Genomic DNA, 14,481 nt, shown 5'->3' on the forward strand with positions numbered 1-14,481 from the left:
AATCGGCGGGGCGCGACGCATGCCGGGTGGTTTGGTCAAGGCATGCGTATTGCGAAAACATCGCCTGCTGAGGCGGCACAGCTCTTGCGGGACGACCAAGCATTACTAGTGACGGCGATCGATGGGTTGAGCGCCGAGGAGCTGCAAGCGCCGTACCGGCTGAGTGCGGGACCGCTCGGTCATTTCTGTGAGTCGTTGCACGACCTGGTCGGACACGTGTTGATGTGGGACGAGATCACCCTGGCTGTACTGCGTGATGCGCGGAACGGGCGGATGCATTGGAGCCTTGATCCCCGCTGGGAGACTCCCGAGGCAGGCAGCGCACTGAACGTCGGCGGTGTCGAGGCCGGGCGGCACATTCCCTCCGATCTCCTGCTCCATCGCTTCCACAGCGTCGGCGGCGCGCTGCTGGCCGAGATCGAGCAGTACGACGAGATCGCGTGGGCCGACCCGACGACGGGCGGCGGGTACGACGGTGGAATCGGGGCGCTCGCCGAGTACGTGTCGACCCCACCGGGCTACGAGGTGTTCGGCCACGCGGCAAGGCACTTGAAGCCATGATCATCGACTCGCCCGTGTTCGCAACCGAGACCGATGCCCTGCTGAAGCTCTTCGCCAACCAGCCCGCCGGGCCAGAGCTCGACCCCTACGAAAGCCTGCTCCTGGATCGCCTTGAACTACCCGATCCAGACCTCGCCGGTACGGCGGACCTACGCACCCGGCCGCGTGACCTGCGGATCGAGCTGCCGGGGCGCACGCTCGAGGCTCGGGTCTACCATCCGGTTCAGTCCTCGGGCCCGACGCCGGTCGTCCTTTGGCTGCACGGCGGCGGGTTCATCGGCGGTCATCTGCGCGACATCGAGTACGCGACCTCCAGGATCGCTGCCGAGGGCAACGTTGTCGTTGTCTCGCTCAACTATCGACTGGCGCCCGAGAACCCTTACCCAGCTGGGCTTGATGATGCCTACGAGACGCTGACGTGGATTCGGGAGCACAGTGCCGAGCTGAAGGGCGACGGGCGGATCGCGGTCGGCGGGCAGAGTGCCGGCGCGGCGTTGGCCGCCGGAGCCTGCTTGGTTGCCCGGGACAACGGAACCCCGCCGCCCGATCACCAGATCCTCTGCTATCCGTGTCTCGACCTCGATCAGGACACCGCGTCGTACCGGCTGTTCGACGGCACGTTCCTCAGCATCGCTCCCGGTCGCTGGTCGTCGGCCCAGTACTTCCCGGCCGGCGAGCTCCCCGCGAGCGCCGTACCGCTCAGGGCTCAAAACCTTGATGGACTCCCGCCCGCGCTGATCCTCGCCGCCGGACAGGACCCGCTGCGCGACGATGCACGCCAGTACGCCGAGCGGTTGGACGCGCGGCTGGTCGAGTACGCCGACACCATGCACGCGTTCCTCAACTTCCCCGCCGTACTGTCTGCGGGTCGTCATGCGGTGGAGCTGATCGGCGCTCACCTCCGGGAGGTGTTCTAGTGGTCGGCTCCGTGGTTGAAGTAGCGCGCCGGGTCGCTGGCTGCGCGCGGCCCGGAGGCTAGCCAGACGGCGAACTCGTCGGGGTACCGCCGCTCGAGTTCGTCGAGGTAGGCCCGCCGTACGTCGATCGTCGCCGACCAGTGATCGGTCCGGCGGAGCTCCCCGAAGCTGCGCCGCCAGGCCATACACAGCTCGGCTGCCGTCATCTCACTCAGCGGTACGGCGTTGTCCAGCTCAGGCACGTCGACCGCGTCCTTGCCGACGACCGGGACGGGCACAGCTGGACGCAGCTGTGTCGACGAAGCGGCCGGCGCCTCGTGAAGCCAACCGATCCACGCAACGACCGGTGGCGACGTCGCGGCGATGACCACGAGCAGGAGCAGCACGTCGAGTCCCACGGCAGCGCCGTACCCGAGAACCGCTAGCCCGGCCGCACCGCCGAGGGCCGCCCAGCGCGGCGCGGCCCGGAAGACGTCATCCGGCGTGCGCTCCACCGACAACCCGAGACCGACGTAGATCGCGCCGGCCATGAAGGCGGCGAGCAAGAACGCCGCCAGATTGGGCCCTGGTGCCACGAACACCAGCGCCGTCAACACACCGATCCCGGCCAGCGCTCCGACAGCCACGCGCCAAACCCGGTAGTACCCCGTCCCGACGTACCTCTGCATGCCTCATCAGGTGCCCACAAACGGCAGATGTCAAGCGGTCGCGTCGGCTGTGGTGAGAGTTCGGGCGATGAGAGCGCCGACCTGGTCGAGTTCGATCAGGAAACCGTCATGGCCGTACGGCGAGTTGATCGTGTGCACGCCGTCGGCCGACGGGTAGGCGGTGACCAGCTCAGCGGAGAGCGACGGTGGATAAAGGCGGTCGGAGTCGACCGCCGCCACGACCAGGCGGGAGCGCAGGCGGGCCAATGTGGTGGCCAGGCTGCCGCGACCGCGGGTGATGTCGTGGCTGTTCATGGCGCGGGTCAGAACGACGTACGAGCCGGGGTCGAAGCGGCGGGCGAGCTTGGTCGCGTGGTGGTCGAGGTAGGACTCGACGGCGTACCGACCGCCGGTGGCGGGGTCCTCGCCGGGTTGCGCGGAGCGGCCGAAGCGGGTGGCCAGCTCGTACTCCGAGCGGTAGGTGATGTGCGCGATCCGTCGCGCGATACCGAGGCCGACGGCCGGGGAGCGGCCGGTTCCGTAGTAGTCGCCTCCCTGCCAGTCGGGGTCGGAGGTGATCGCGGTGAGCTGCGGTGCACACCAGGCGATCTGGTCGGACGACGCGTAGCCGGTGGAGGCGAGGACGATCGCCGTACCGACTCGGTCTGGGTACATCAACGGCCACTCGATCGCGCGCATGCCGCCCATCGAGCCGCCGATCACGGCCGCCCAGAGATCGATGCCGAGGGCATCGGCCAGGGCGGCCTCGGCATTCACCTGGTCCCGGATCGTGATCGCGGGGAACCGGCTCCCCCACGGACGACCGTCCGGTGCCTCACTCGATGGACCTGTGGTTCCTTGGCAACCACCGAGCACGTTCGCGGCGACGACGTACCAGTCGGTGGGGTCGAGGTACCGGCCGGGACCGATCAGACCGTCCCACCATCCCGGGGTTGGCTGATCGGGTCCGGCCGGACCGACGACGTGTGCATCTCCGGTCAATGCGTGACAGATCAGGATCGCGTTATTTCCTTGGGGATTCCCCCAGGTCTCGTACGCGATCCGTGCCCCGGGCAACGTCGTACCGCTCTCGAGCAGAAGGTCGCCGACGGCAACGAAGCGCCGCCCGGTGGCACTCATCAGGGTCAGACCGACTTCGCAGCGGCGAACCCGACCTCGAGATCGGCCAGGATGTCCTCGATGTGCTCGATGCCGACGGCCAGCCGGACCAAGCCGGGCGTGACGCCGGAGGCGACCTGGTCCTCGGCGGACAGCTGGCTGTGCGTGGTCGAGGCCGGGTGGATCACCAGGGAACGCACGTCGCCGATGTTGGCTACATGGCTGTGCAGCTGCAGCGCGTCGACGAACCGCTTTCCGGCGTCCACACCACCCTTGATCTCGAACGCGACGACGGCGCCCGCACCGCGCGGCGCGTACTTCTGTGCGAGTTCATGCCACGGCGACGATTCCAGGCTCGCGTAGGCGACGCTGTCGACCTCGTCGCGCGCCTCCAGCCACTTCGCGACCTGCAGCGCGTTGTCGACGTGCCGCTCGATCCGCAGCGACAGCGTCTCCAGGCCCTGCGCGATCAGGAACGCGTTGAACGGCGACACGGCCGGGCCGATGTCACGCAGCCACTGCACACGGGCCTTCAGGATGAAGGCGAGATTGCCGAGATCCGAACCGACACCGAGGTCACGGCCGTAGGTGAGGCCGTGGTAGCTCGGGTCCGGGTTGTTGAAGCCCGGGAACCGCTCCGGGTTCGCCGCGTAGTCGAACTTGCCGGAGTCGACGATCACACCGGCGATCGCCGTACCGTGGCCACCCAGGTACTTCGTGGCCGAGTGGACGACGACGTCCGCGCCGTGCTCGATCGGACGGATCAGGTACGGCGTCGCAACCGTGTTGTCGACGACCAGCGGGACGCCGTACTCGTGGGCGACGTTCGCGACCCCCTCGATATCGAGGATCTCACTCTTCGGGTTCGCGATCGTCTCGGCGAAGAAGACCTTGGTGTTCGGCTTGATCGCGGCCTTCCACGACTCCAGATCATTGGGGTCCTCGACGAACGACACCTCGATCCCCAGCTTCGGGAACGTGTAGTGGAACAGGTTGTACGTGCCGCCGTACAGGCTCGGGCTGCTCACCACGTGGTCGCCGGCCTCGGCGATGTTCAGCAGTGCGATGGTTTCCGCCGCCTGACCGGAAGCCACCAGCAATGCTGCCGTCCCACCCTCGAGACTCGCGACCCGCTGCTCGACCGCATCCTGGGTCGGGTTCTGGATCCGGGTGTAGATGTTCCCGAACTCCTTCAGCCCGAACAGGCTCGCCGCGTGGTCGGTGCTGTCGAAGGTGTACGACGTCGTCTGGTAGATCGGCAGCGCACGGGCCTTGGTGGTCAGGTCCGACGTCTGCCCGGCATGGATCTGCCTGGTCTCGAACGACCAGCTGGGCGCGGTGTCAGTCATCATGTCCTCTTCTCGGAGTCACAGCACACTGCGTGAAAAACAGGTAAGGCAAAAGGTACTAATTAGATCGACTTACTGGACTCAATCTCGAAGCGTGGACAGAGCGCCCGTCCGCGTGCGGGAATGAATTGGCGCCGTTGACCTGCCATCGCTTGCATGCTGGAATCCGGACCATGACAACCCGGATCGCGATCGCCGGCGCTGCCCATCCGCACGCCAGGTACGCGACCGCCGAGATCGACCGGTACGACGGCTACCAGCTCGTCGCCGTGGCCGATCCCGACCGCGCTGTCGCCGAGCGCTACGCGACGCCGTACCAGGCAAAGGTCTTCACCGACCACCGCCAGATGCTCGAAGAGATGCGCCCCGACGTCGTGATGGTCGCGGGGATCTACGCCGATCGCGGCCGCGCCGTCGTCGACGCGCTCGACGCGGGTGCACACGTCCTCGCCGACAAACCACTCTGTACGACGCTCGCCGACCTGAGCGCGATCACAGAAGCCGCCGACCGCAACCACCGGTACGTCGTCCTGCTGCTCGAGAAGCGCTATTACCCCGAGACCATCGCGATGACCGAGCTCATCCACGAGCTCGGCACGATCCACGGCGTCGTCTCCACCGGCCCGCACAAGCTCAACCGCCCGACCCGCCCCGAGTGGTTCTTCGACCGCGCCCGGTACGGCGGTCTCCTCAACGACCTCGCCGTTCACGACATCGATGCCGCCCTGTACTTCACCGGCCTCACCGCAGGCACGGTCACTGGCGCTCTCGCCAGCGAACCTGGCTTCCCCCGCTACGGCACCGCCACCCTCACCGGTCCAGGCGTGCTCATCACCGCCGGCGTCGACTGGCTGACCCCCGCCGCCTCTCCCCTGCACGGCGACTACCGGATGAAACTCATCGGCACCAACGGCACCGCCGAACTCCAATGGGCCCAGAAACGCCTCATCCTCACCACCACCGACAAGGCCCAGTACGACGTACCGCTGCCGCCCGGCCACCGCCCAGCCGAACTCCCGGTGCAAGCACTTGCCAACGGCAACGAACCGGAGATCACCACCAGCCACAGCCTGCTGGTCACGCGCCTCGCCCTCCTCGCCCAGCAGTCGGCCGAGAACGGCAACCAGCCCCTGCCCTGGACCAGCTGACCGAAAAGAGCCTTCATGCGCTTTGCCATCGTGGGCGCCGGTGCCATCGGCACCGTCCACGCCCGTCTCCTGTCCAGCCTCGATGCTGAGCTCGTCGCAGTCGTCGACACCGACCTTGAACGCGCCCAGCAGCTAGCCGACCAGTACGGCGCTCGCGCGGGCGCAGACATGGACAGCGTCTATTCAGACGTAGATGCCGTCAGCATCTGTCTGCCCAGCGCCCTGCACGCGGACGCCGCGATTGAGGCGCTGTACGCCGGAAAGCACGTCCTGGTTGAGAAGCCGGTGGACATCACCCTCGCCGCGGCCGACCGCCTGATCGCTGCGCAACAGGAGACTGGCCGCACCGTCTCGGTCATCAGCCAACGCCGTTTCCAGGAACCCGTTACCCGGATCAAGCAAGCGGTCGACGCCGGCACCCTCGGGCGGATCACCTCGGGCATCGTCGAGTCGGCCTTCTACCGCCCACAGTCGTACTACGACGGCGATGGCTGGCGCGGCACACTCGCGATCGACGGTGGTGGCGCGCTGATGAACCAAGGCATCCACGCCCTCGACCTCCTGGTCTGGATGCTCGGCCGTCCCATCAGCGTCAGCGCCCAGACCGGGCAACTCGCGCACGAGAACATCGAGGTCGAGGACGTGGCCGCCGCCACCATCACCTTCGAGAGCGGCGCGATCGGCCTGCTCCTCGCCAGTACGGCGGCCTATCCCGGCAGGCCGGTGCGGTTGTCGATCCACGGCGACCGCGGTACCGCAGTAATGGACGACGACCGGCTGACCGTCCTCACCGGCACCGACGAGTTAGGTGAGCAGAGCCCCACCTCCGTCGCCCACCTCGCGCAGTACCGGGACTTCATCGCCGCCGCGCAGGAAGGCCGCCCACCCGCAGTGACCCTCGCGGACGGCCGGCGTTCTTTGGCCACGGTGCTCGCCGTGTACGAATCCGCCCGCGCGGGCCGTCCCGTCGAGCTGAAGGAGGCCTGAGCGATGCGCATCGCCTTGGTAGGAACCGAAAACAGCCACGCCACGCACATCATCCACCACCTCAACGAGGACCCGAGCTCGGACGCTCGCATCGTCGCGCTGGTCGGCGCCGACGACGAGCACAACCAGCAACTGCTAGCCGCCGGCGGCATCACCCAACTCGTCCCGACCTCCACCGAACTCATCGGCAGCGTCGACGCCCTGATCGTCACCAACCGCGACGGCGCCCTGCACCGCGAACACGCCGTACCGTTCCTCGACGCCGGCATCCCCGTCTGGGTCGACAAACCTCTAGCAGCCAGTACGGCGGACGCCCGGGCCATCCTCGCGGCCGCGAACCGCACGAGCACCCCGGTCACGTCGTACTCGGCTGTCCGCTGGGTCGCCGACGCGGACATCCTTGCCCAAGGCACCCAAACTGTCGGCGACCTCCAGGCGATCACCGTCACCGGCCCGGCCGACCCTGCCAGCGAGTACAGCGGCATCTTCTTCTACGGCATCCATGCCGCCGACCTCGCCCAACGCCTCGCCCCTGGCGAACCAGGACCGGTCAGCACTGAGCAGGTCGGCGACACCGTCATAGCCCGCTATCGCAGCAACGGGGTCGCCGTCACCCTCCAACTCGTCAAGCCGACCGACACCGGCCGCGTCCCCTTCCACGCCGAGATCGTTGGCCGCGAAGGCCTGGTGAGCCACGATGTCCACCTCGACGCCGACTACGTCGTACCGGGCCTGAAGGTCTTCCTCGACCTCCTCGCCACCGGCCGCGCTCCGCTCGACGACGCGACCCTGCTGGCGCCCATCACCGTCCTCGAACAGATCAGTGCGGCGCCCTAGCCGCCCAGCAACAGCTTTGTGGCTCGGGCGGTGCCATCGGTGTCGATGGTCGGGGCCAGGGCTTGCGCTCGGGCGAGCGTTTCCGGCGCCAGTGTGGTGGTGAGGGCCTCGGACAGGGACTCGAGGGTCGGATCCGGGTCCTGGTGGGCGAAGCCGATGCCCAGTTCGGCGACGCGAGCGGCCCACCGCGGCTGATCGACGATCCGCGGTACGACGAGTTGCGGCGTACCGGCTTTGGCTGCGGTTGTCGTGGTTCCGGCGCCGCCGTGGTGGATGACGGTGGCGACCCGTGGGAAGAGTGCTTGCTGGTTGACCTCGCCGACCACGAAGGTGTCCTTCTGGTCGTCGATCGCGACCAGGTCCGCCCAGCCGCGGCTCATCAGGATCCGGCGGCCGTGAGCGCGCGCTGCCTCGATCGTGTTCCGGGCGATGTCCTTCGGGGCGTGCGACGCCATGCTGCCGAATCCGACGTACACGGGTGGTTCACCGGCCTCCAGGAAGGCTTCCAGGTCAGCTTCGAGCGGTCGGTCGTCGGGCAGCGTCCAGGCGCCGATCTGCAGCACCTCGGGTACGTCGGCCGGCCACAGGGTCGGGTCGGCCGCGAGCCACGGCTGCTCGGTGCGGACGTGGGAACGAACGTCATCCACCGGCGGCAGGCCGAGCGCTGCTCGCCCGCGGTTCAGGGCGTCGCCGTACAGGTCGTTCGTGAACGCCGACGGCGCCCCCACAGTGTGGAAGGAGGCGAACACGTAACGGGCACCCACCTTCTCGGCGACATCCCGCGCACCGGCAGGCAACAGCCCGGTCGCGACGATCGCGTCACACCCCTCAGCGGCGAGCTTCATCAGCACGTCGAACCGCGCAGCGACCAACTCGGGGGCCAGTCGCAGCGCATCCTCCTTCGACGGTGGCTTCGGATTGTTCACCACCGATCGCACCGACGGGCCCAGCGGCACCATCGGAACCTTGGCCCGCGCCAGCAGCACTCCGAACTCCTCGTCCGGCGGCGCACACACCACCGCTTCCGCGCCGAACTCCTGCAACCGCTGCGCGAGTCCCGCCAGCGGTTCCACGTCGCCGCGCGATCCCCATGTCAGCAACACAACCCGCATCTGCACGTCCCTCGATTCGTGATGGAACGCCATCCTGAGGCATCACCGGGGCCTTGCGGCAAGTCCCCCTGTGCGCTATATCTTGGTAGTGGCAGGAGGTTCATTCCTCTTGCCTTTTGTTTTTCCCCGCTGGGGGCGGCGAGGGCAGAGATCCGCGGAACGGGGGCAGGATCCGCGGATCCTGGACAGCGTGGGGTGCGTCCGAACCTACGCTCGGGGTTGTTTCTCATGAGGGGGTAGGTCAGTGCGTAGTCAACTGTTCGCTGCGGAGAACCAGGAGCAGGAGTCGGCCCAGCCGGGTCTGCGGCTGCAGAACTCGAAGCTGCTGAAGGTCGAGCTGCGGGGCGAGGTGTTCGCCCGCCAGGGCGCGATGGTCGCCTACCAGGGCAACGTCCAGTTCGAGGCCCAGGGGTCCGGCGGGATCGGCAAGTTCATCAAGCAGAAGCTCACCGGCGAGGGCATCCCGCTGATGAAGATGAAGGGTCAGGGCGATGTCTTCCTCGCCGACCGCGCCGCCGACGTCTACCTGATCGACCTCGAAGGGCCGCACGACGGGCTCAGCATCAACGGCGCCAACGTGCTCGCGTTCGAGCCGACGCTGAGCTGGGACATCCAGCGCGTCCAGGGCATGGGGATGATGTCGAACGCCGGCCTGTTCAACTGCACGTTCTCCGGCCAGGGCCGGCTCGCGATCACCTGCAAGGGCACCCCGGTGGTCCTGACGGTCGACCAGCCGACGTACGCCGATCCGCAGGCCGCGATCGCCTGGTCGACAGGTCTGCAGACCGGCTACCAGCGTGCCGACCAGATCGGCCTCGGCACCCTGCTCGGCCGCACCACGGGTGAGGCGTTCACGATGAGCTTCGCCGGCCAGGGCTTCGTCGTCGTCCAGCCCTCGGAGGAGCCGCCCGGCGGCTTCATCAGCGGAACCGGCGGCGGTCAGCAGACCGGCCAGGACGGCGGCGTGGCCGGTGTCCTCGGTGGTCTACTCGGCGGACGCTAGTTCCTCACAGATATCCCAGGCAGCCTGTTGAAGAAGGGCCGCGGTGTCCGCATCGAGGCCCTTCACCGGTACGTCGATCCCGACCGGATCCTCAGCCAACAAGGCGATCAGGAACACACACGCGGCCAGATAGCTGCCCGCCAACGCCGGATGACTGTTGTCCTGGTCGTGCAGCACCGGCTCGTCATGGGTGGCGAGGAACCGCTCCCACACCATCCCGACCGGGATCAGCGTCGCGCCGAGCTCAACCGCAGCCCCGCCGTACGCGCTCGTGAGTGCTGCCTGGGACTCCGGCGCGTTGCGGCGCGCCCAGGTCAGGTAGAGCGCGGTCCGCGCACCAGCCGCCGTGATCGCGGCATCGAAATCACGCGCACTCTCCCGAAACCGCTCCGCGCTCTTGACCGGCAAAGTGCTCTGCTCCTGCAGTACGACGACGTCGTACCCGCCGCTCGCGATCGCGGTGAGCGCCTGACCCGCATTGAGGTGCTGGCGCAGTGACGCACCGCCGGCCGAGATCAGCTTGAACTCGATCTCGACCCCACGCTGAGCAGCCAGCCCCTTCAACAACCCGGGCAGGTTGTTGCGCGCCGTGAAGCTGTTCCCGACAAAGAGAATCCGCACGACACCGAACCTACTACGTGTCACTATCAGCGTCATGACGCTGCGGATTGTGCGGGTTGATGATGAGGCGACGCTGCTCGATTGGCGGCGGGTGCACAACGAGATCGTCCCGCCGGCGGCGCTGTCGGTCGAGGAGGTCCGCGAGCGCAGCACGCGCAATATCCTCGAGGTCGCGTACGACGGTGACGTGCTGATCGGCTGCTCGACGGTCCGACCGCCGTCGGCGGAGACGGCCGCGGAGACCGTGATCGCGCGCGTACTCCCGCCGTACCGGCGACGCGGCTTCGGCGAGACGCTGTACCAGCACTGCCTGGCGCAGACCCGCGGACCTTTGGAGACGCACATCCTGGCCAGCAACGTGGATGGGGTGCGGTTCGCCGAGCACCACGGCTTCACCGAGGTGGAGACGTATGTGCTGCCCGGCGAAACCGAAGCGTGGGTCTTGCTCAGACGGCCCTGAGGCTCAGCCTCGGGTCGGGGTTGTCTCCGGTACGACGGCTTGGCGGAGGCCGGGGGTGGTTGTGGCGACGGTGACGACTGCGGCCACGCAGAGGACTGCGCCTGAGATCAGGGCGGTGAAGGGCGAGGTGAACTGGGCTGTGACGCCGCCGCGGACGTTGCCGAGGTTGGGGCCGGCGCTGCCGACGATCTGTTCGGCGGCGGCGACTCGGCCGAGGAGTTCGTTGGGGGTGTGCAGCTGGACAATGGTGCTGCGGGCAACGACCGAGACCGTGTCGGCGGCACCGGCGACGGCTAGGAAGGCAAGCGCAATCCACGGGGTGGGCGCGAAGGCGAACAAGCCCAACGCGATTCCCCAGCTGCCAGCGCCGATCAGCATCACGACGCCGGGGCGTGGCAGCCGGGTGTAGGAACCGGACAGCACCGAGGCGGCCACTCCGCCGACGGCGATCGAGGTCAGGAACAGTCCGAGCGTTCGCGGATCTCCACCGAACCGTTCTGCGTTCAGCGCCGGGAACAGGCTGATCGGCATCGACAGCACGGTGACGGCGAGGTCGGTGATCAGCGCACCACGGATGACCGGGGTCGACACGACGAAGGTCAGCCCGTCGACCACTCCGCGCAGGCCGGGTCGCACGTCACCCTCGACTCGAAGCAGTGGGAGGCCGAGAACGCCGTACAGGGCTGCGGTGAACGTCAGCGCGTCGACCAGGTACGCCGTACTGGGGCCCCAGGCGCCGACGATCAGTCCGCCGGCGGCCGGGCCGATGAGCATGGCGCCTTGGAAGGCGACGCGGTTGAGGGCGATACCGCCGGCCAGCAGTTCGCGGGGCAGTAGCTGCGGGAGGATGCTTCGGGCCGCTGGGCCGGACGCTGCACCGAAGGCGGCTTGCATCGCGACCAGGCCGAGCAGTACGCCGACGGGCACCGAACCGATCACTAACTGGCTCGCCATCAGGGCGGAGGTGAACAACTGGCCGAGCGTGGTGATCAGGTAGAACCGGCGGCGTTCGAACCGGTCGACCGCAGCCCCGGCGAACAGGCCGAGCACGATCAGCGGCAACGCCTGCGCGAGCCCGACCGCACCGGTCCAGGCCGAGCTCTTCGTCTCGTCCCACACCTGGAACATCACCGCGACGAACGCCAACTGCCCACCGAAGACCGACACCACCTGCCCGAACCACAACCGCCGGAAGGGCCGCGACGCCCGCAGTGGGGCGAGGTCGATCAGCATGCCCCTCACGGTGTCGTTTCCTGGGCAAGCTTTTCGGTGACGCGCTCGTAGAAACTCTTCCGCGCCAGCGCCGCCTCGATGTCACGCACGACCTGCGTCATCTTGTACGGCAGCTCTTCCTCGAGCTCGGTGATCGCCGCCTCGGTCGCCCGCCACTCCGCGGCCAGCAACCCGGCCAGCTCCTCCGCCTTCGGCGTGAGCGCCACCACCTTGGCTCGAGCATCCGGTCCGGCCTCGGTCTGCACGAGCCCCGCCGTCCGCATCGCCGCGACCTTCTGACTGAGCGCCGAATGCGTCCGCCCCACCGAATCGGCCAGCTCAGTGATCGTCATCGGCCCCTTGAGATGCAGCCGCAACAGCTCCATCACATAGGTCGGCTTCAGCCCCTGAATGTCCCGATCGGTGTAAACCCGCCCGATCTCACCGTCGATCCGCCCCAGCAACTGATGGAGCGCACGCCACTGACTCTGCTCTGTCGGATCATCCACCGAGCTATCGTAACAGCACTTATATAAGTACTGTCACAACGGCTTGATGTTCATGTTGCGGTGGAAGACGTTGGTCGGGTCGTAGGTGGTTTTGACCGCCTGCAGCCGCGCGTACTTCTTTTCGCCGTACGACGCCTTGACCCGGTCGGTGTCGAACTCCGCCATCGCGTTGATGTAGCTGCCGTTGCCGAGGGTGTGCGGCTGGAACTCGTCCCAGAGCGCTCGCACCCAGGCGCGTTCGGACGGGAGGCCTTCGGGGGTCGGCGAGATCGCGACCATGAAGACGGCGTACCGCGGGGAACGTCCGCCACCGAATGCCGTGTCGTCGTCGCCGACCTCGGAGTAGGCGCCGTCGAGACGGTAGAAGAGGACGTTCGACAGCGGCGACACCTTCCGCACGACGTGGGCGGTGATCACCTCGATCGCCTCGTCGGTCAGGTCCTCGATGTAGGTGCCCTTGTCGTAGCAGTACCTACCCCACGCGTTGCCCTCGTCGATCGACTGCTGGACGGCGGCGAACGGCATCGGGGTGGTGAACTCGACCGTCGGCGGCAGCGTGGTGCGGACCTGGGTGATGATCTCGTCGAACTGTTCAGCACCACCGAAGCCGACAACGACCAGCGCGTAACCGGGCGCGAGCTGATGCTCGGCCGGTACGAAGGGCGCCTCGGGTGCGTTGAGCGCGCCGATGATCACGGTGACGTCGCGCGGGAGGTTGGGCACCAGGTCGCGGGCGAATCGCAGTACGTCGGCTCCTTGGTCGAGGTCCCACCAGAGCAGTCCGTACTGGACGATCGGCGTGACCTCGTGCAGCTGGAACTCGAACTCGGCGACGACCCCGAAGTTGCCGCCACCACCGCGAACAGCCCAGTAGAGATCAGGATTCTCGTCGTCGGCGGCGCGCAGGATGCGACCGTCGGCGGTGACGATCTGGACGGAGAGCACGTTGTCGAGGCTGAGGCCGAACTTGCGGGTCAGATAACCCATCCCGCCGCCGAGCGTCAGGCCGGCGACCCCGGTGTGGCTGATCATCCCGGCCGGTGTCGCCAGTCCGTGCTCGGCCGTCGCGGCGTCGAGCTGCGAAAGGAGCGCACCGCCTCCGACACGTGCGCGCTTCGCTTCGGGGTCGACGCTGACCTCGTTCATCGCGCTGACATCGATCATCAACCCGTCGTCGACAACCGCCGCCCCGGACATACTGTGCGCGCCACCACGGATCGAGATCTCCAGCCCGTTGCGTACGCCGTACAGGACCGCGGCCCGGACGTCGGAAACGTTCAAGCATTGCGCGACCAACGCGGGGCGCCGATCGATGTCCGCGTTCCACACCCGCCTGGCATCGTCGTACGCCGCATCCTCCGGCCCGAGGACTGTCCCGTCGATCGCGGTCCGTAGCGCGTCGATCCCACTGTCCGCCGTCTGCGTCATCCGTCGCCCTCCCCAGGTCGTGGCTCGCTATCCAGCCAAGCCCAAACCCCGTCCGCGCACACGGTCCTTTCGGGCAGCTCATCGCGCCGGGCTTCCCGCCACTCGGATGCGGCCGGTCTCGTACGGCATCTGGTTGCCCGCCGCTGCGGCCGATTTACAGTGGCGGGTGGCGGGCGCCCGGCGCGTGGCTGAGGGGGATGGACCCGTCGGCGACCACAGTTGAGGTCGCCTGAGCTTCCGGGCTTCGGTTGCGGCCAGTAACAACGAGGCCTGAAAGGTGACCCACCGTGGCGACCGCTCCCACCCAGACCCCTCGCCCCCTCCGCATCTCATGGGTTCCCCCACCAGCTTGTGGGTTCTGCACCCGCATGAGAGTCCAAAACCCACCACCTCATGGGGTAACCCATCAGATGGCCGGGGTCCGGGGGCTGGGGTGCCGGGATGCCGGGCGCTGGGGGTACTGCCGCGCCTGGCAGCCCTCGCTAAGTGGTGGCTTTTCGTCACCGAGTCCCTAAAACTCACCAATTGGCGCGACCCACCCGCGCCGGGGTCCAGCTGCTCGTTATCGGTG

At 67.7% G+C, this 14,481-nt stretch carries 15 protein-coding genes; 7 read left to right on the plus strand and 8 right to left on the minus strand.

What is annotated here, in order from left to right; genetic code table 11:
• Positions 1-42 precede the first annotated feature (42 nt).
• On the plus strand, positions 43-561 hold the full coding sequence (locus tag ACFVWG_RS11475) for a hypothetical protein (protein WP_391543120.1): 519 nt from the start codon (positions 43-45) through the stop codon (positions 559-561).
• A complete protein-coding gene (locus tag ACFVWG_RS11480; protein WP_391543121.1) occupies positions 558-1,478 on the plus strand; it encodes an alpha/beta hydrolase in 921 nt (306 codons plus the stop codon). Before ACFVWG_RS11475 ends, ACFVWG_RS11480 begins: the two co-directional genes overlap by 4 nt.
• On the opposite strand, the gene ACFVWG_RS11485 is transcribed toward ACFVWG_RS11480, so the two are convergent.
• From ACFVWG_RS11485 to ACFVWG_RS11495, 3 genes are read right to left on the minus strand one after another with little or no spacing between them, the layout of a single operon-like run.
• Positions 1,475-2,146, minus strand: coding sequence for a hypothetical protein (locus ACFVWG_RS11485; protein WP_391543122.1), 672 nt, complete (start codon positions 2,144-2,146; stop codon positions 1,475-1,477). The two genes, ACFVWG_RS11480 and ACFVWG_RS11485, sit on opposite strands and share 4 nt — an antisense overlap.
• 30 nt (positions 2,147-2,176) lie before the next feature.
• Positions 2,177-3,265: a homoserine O-acetyltransferase gene (locus tag ACFVWG_RS11490; protein ID WP_391543123.1), complete on the minus strand. Its 1,089-nt coding sequence runs from the start codon at positions 3,263-3,265 to the stop codon at positions 2,177-2,179.
• 5 nt (positions 3,266-3,270) lie between these two features.
• A complete protein-coding gene (locus tag ACFVWG_RS11495; protein WP_391543124.1) occupies positions 3,271-4,593 on the minus strand; it encodes a bifunctional o-acetylhomoserine/o-acetylserine sulfhydrylase in 1,323 nt (440 codons plus the stop codon).
• Positions 4,594-4,766: 173 nt separating this feature from the next.
• Between ACFVWG_RS11495 and ACFVWG_RS11500 the strand changes: the two genes are divergently transcribed.
• The 3 genes from ACFVWG_RS11500 to ACFVWG_RS11510 are packed head-to-tail and all read left to right on the plus strand — an operon-like array spanning position 4,767 to position 7,565.
• Positions 4,767-5,741: a Gfo/Idh/MocA family protein gene (locus ACFVWG_RS11500; protein WP_391543125.1), complete on the plus strand. Its 975-nt coding sequence runs from the start codon at positions 4,767-4,769 to the stop codon at positions 5,739-5,741.
• 15 nt (positions 5,742-5,756) lie between these two features.
• The gene (locus tag ACFVWG_RS11505) at positions 5,757-6,728 is read left to right on the plus strand and encodes a Gfo/Idh/MocA family protein (RefSeq protein ID WP_391543126.1); all 972 of its coding nucleotides are present in this window, start codon (positions 5,757-5,759) and stop codon (positions 6,726-6,728) included.
• A gap of 3 nt (positions 6,729-6,731) precedes the next feature.
• Positions 6,732-7,565: a Gfo/Idh/MocA family oxidoreductase gene (locus ACFVWG_RS11510; protein ID WP_391543127.1), complete on the plus strand. Its 834-nt coding sequence runs from the start codon at positions 6,732-6,734 to the stop codon at positions 7,563-7,565.
• Here the strand turns inward: ACFVWG_RS11510 and ACFVWG_RS11515 are convergent.
• On the minus strand, positions 7,562-8,677 hold the full coding sequence (locus tag ACFVWG_RS11515) for a glycosyltransferase (RefSeq protein ID WP_391543128.1): 1,116 nt from the start codon (positions 8,675-8,677) through the stop codon (positions 7,562-7,564). The two genes, ACFVWG_RS11510 and ACFVWG_RS11515, sit on opposite strands and share 4 nt — an antisense overlap.
• A gap of 244 nt (positions 8,678-8,921) precedes the next feature.
• Between ACFVWG_RS11515 and ACFVWG_RS11520 the strand changes: the two genes are divergently transcribed.
• Entirely contained in the window at positions 8,922-9,680 is a 759-nt protein-coding gene (locus ACFVWG_RS11520) for an AIM24 family protein (protein ID WP_391543129.1), read from the plus strand.
• Here ACFVWG_RS11520 and ACFVWG_RS11525 read toward each other — a convergent pair.
• The gene (locus ACFVWG_RS11525; RefSeq protein ID WP_391543130.1) at positions 9,663-10,301 is read right to left on the minus strand and encodes a hypothetical protein; all 639 of its coding nucleotides are present in this window, start codon (positions 10,299-10,301) and stop codon (positions 9,663-9,665) included. The two genes, ACFVWG_RS11520 and ACFVWG_RS11525, sit on opposite strands and share 18 nt — an antisense overlap.
• Before the next feature lie 34 nt (positions 10,302-10,335).
• Here ACFVWG_RS11525 and ACFVWG_RS11530 point away from each other — a divergent pair, with 34 nt between their 5' ends.
• On the plus strand, positions 10,336-10,761 hold the full coding sequence (locus tag ACFVWG_RS11530) for a GNAT family N-acetyltransferase (protein WP_391543131.1): 426 nt from the start codon (positions 10,336-10,338) through the stop codon (positions 10,759-10,761).
• 3 nt (positions 10,762-10,764) lie between these two features.
• Here the strand turns inward: ACFVWG_RS11530 and ACFVWG_RS11535 are convergent, their stop codons facing one another.
• From ACFVWG_RS11535 to ACFVWG_RS11545, 3 genes are read right to left on the minus strand one after another with little or no spacing between them, the layout of a single operon-like run.
• Complete coding sequence (locus ACFVWG_RS11535; RefSeq protein WP_391543132.1) at positions 10,765-11,994, minus strand: MFS transporter; 1,230 nt, start codon at positions 11,992-11,994, stop codon at positions 10,765-10,767.
• 5 nt (positions 11,995-11,999) lie between these two features.
• Complete coding sequence (locus ACFVWG_RS11540) at positions 12,000-12,482, minus strand: MarR family winged helix-turn-helix transcriptional regulator (RefSeq protein ID WP_391543133.1); 483 nt, start codon at positions 12,480-12,482, stop codon at positions 12,000-12,002.
• A 33-nt stretch (positions 12,483-12,515) separates the two neighbouring features.
• Positions 12,516-13,910, minus strand: a complete 1,395-nt coding sequence (locus ACFVWG_RS11545; RefSeq protein ID WP_391543134.1) for an FAD-binding oxidoreductase — start codon at positions 13,908-13,910, stop codon at positions 12,516-12,518.
• Positions 13,911-14,481: the final 571 nt, after the last annotated feature.

The organism is Kribbella sp. NPDC058245, assembly GCF_042882005.1.
In the GTDB taxonomy this organism is placed as follows: domain Bacteria; phylum Actinomycetota; class Actinomycetes; order Propionibacteriales; family Kribbellaceae; genus Kribbella.

What these genes read in the sequence shown, in the direction of transcription:
- ACFVWG_RS11475 (WP_391543120.1), top strand. Translation starts at nt 43, where the DNA reads ATGCGTATTGCGAAAACATCGCCTGCTGAGGCGGCACAGCTCTTGCGG.
- ACFVWG_RS11480 (WP_391543121.1), top strand. Translation starts at nt 558, where the DNA reads ATGATCATCGACTCGCCCGTGTTCGCAACCGAGACCGATGCCCTGCTG.
- ACFVWG_RS11485 (WP_391543122.1), bottom strand. Translation starts at nt 2,146, where the DNA reads ATGCAGAGGTACGTCGGGACGGGGTACTACCGGGTTTGGCGCGTGGCT.
- ACFVWG_RS11490 (WP_391543123.1), bottom strand. Translation starts at nt 3,265, where the DNA reads ATGAGTGCCACCGGGCGGCGCTTCGTTGCCGTCGGCGACCTTCTGCTC.
- ACFVWG_RS11495 (WP_391543124.1), bottom strand. Translation starts at nt 4,593, where the DNA reads ATGACTGACACCGCGCCCAGCTGGTCGTTCGAGACCAGGCAGATCCAT.
- ACFVWG_RS11500 (WP_391543125.1), top strand. Translation starts at nt 4,767, where the DNA reads ATGACAACCCGGATCGCGATCGCCGGCGCTGCCCATCCGCACGCCAGG.
- ACFVWG_RS11505 (WP_391543126.1), top strand. Translation starts at nt 5,757, where the DNA reads ATGCGCTTTGCCATCGTGGGCGCCGGTGCCATCGGCACCGTCCACGCC.
- ACFVWG_RS11510 (WP_391543127.1), top strand. Translation starts at nt 6,732, where the DNA reads ATGCGCATCGCCTTGGTAGGAACCGAAAACAGCCACGCCACGCACATC.
- ACFVWG_RS11515 (WP_391543128.1), bottom strand. Translation starts at nt 8,677, where the DNA reads ATGCGGGTTGTGTTGCTGACATGGGGATCGCGCGGCGACGTGGAACCG.
- ACFVWG_RS11530 (WP_391543131.1), top strand. Translation starts at nt 10,336, where the DNA reads ATGACGCTGCGGATTGTGCGGGTTGATGATGAGGCGACGCTGCTCGAT.
- ACFVWG_RS11535 (WP_391543132.1), bottom strand. Translation starts at nt 11,994, where the DNA reads ATGCTGATCGACCTCGCCCCACTGCGGGCGTCGCGGCCCTTCCGGCGG.
- ACFVWG_RS11545 (WP_391543134.1), bottom strand. Translation starts at nt 13,910, where the DNA reads ATGACGCAGACGGCGGACAGTGGGATCGACGCGCTACGGACCGCGATC.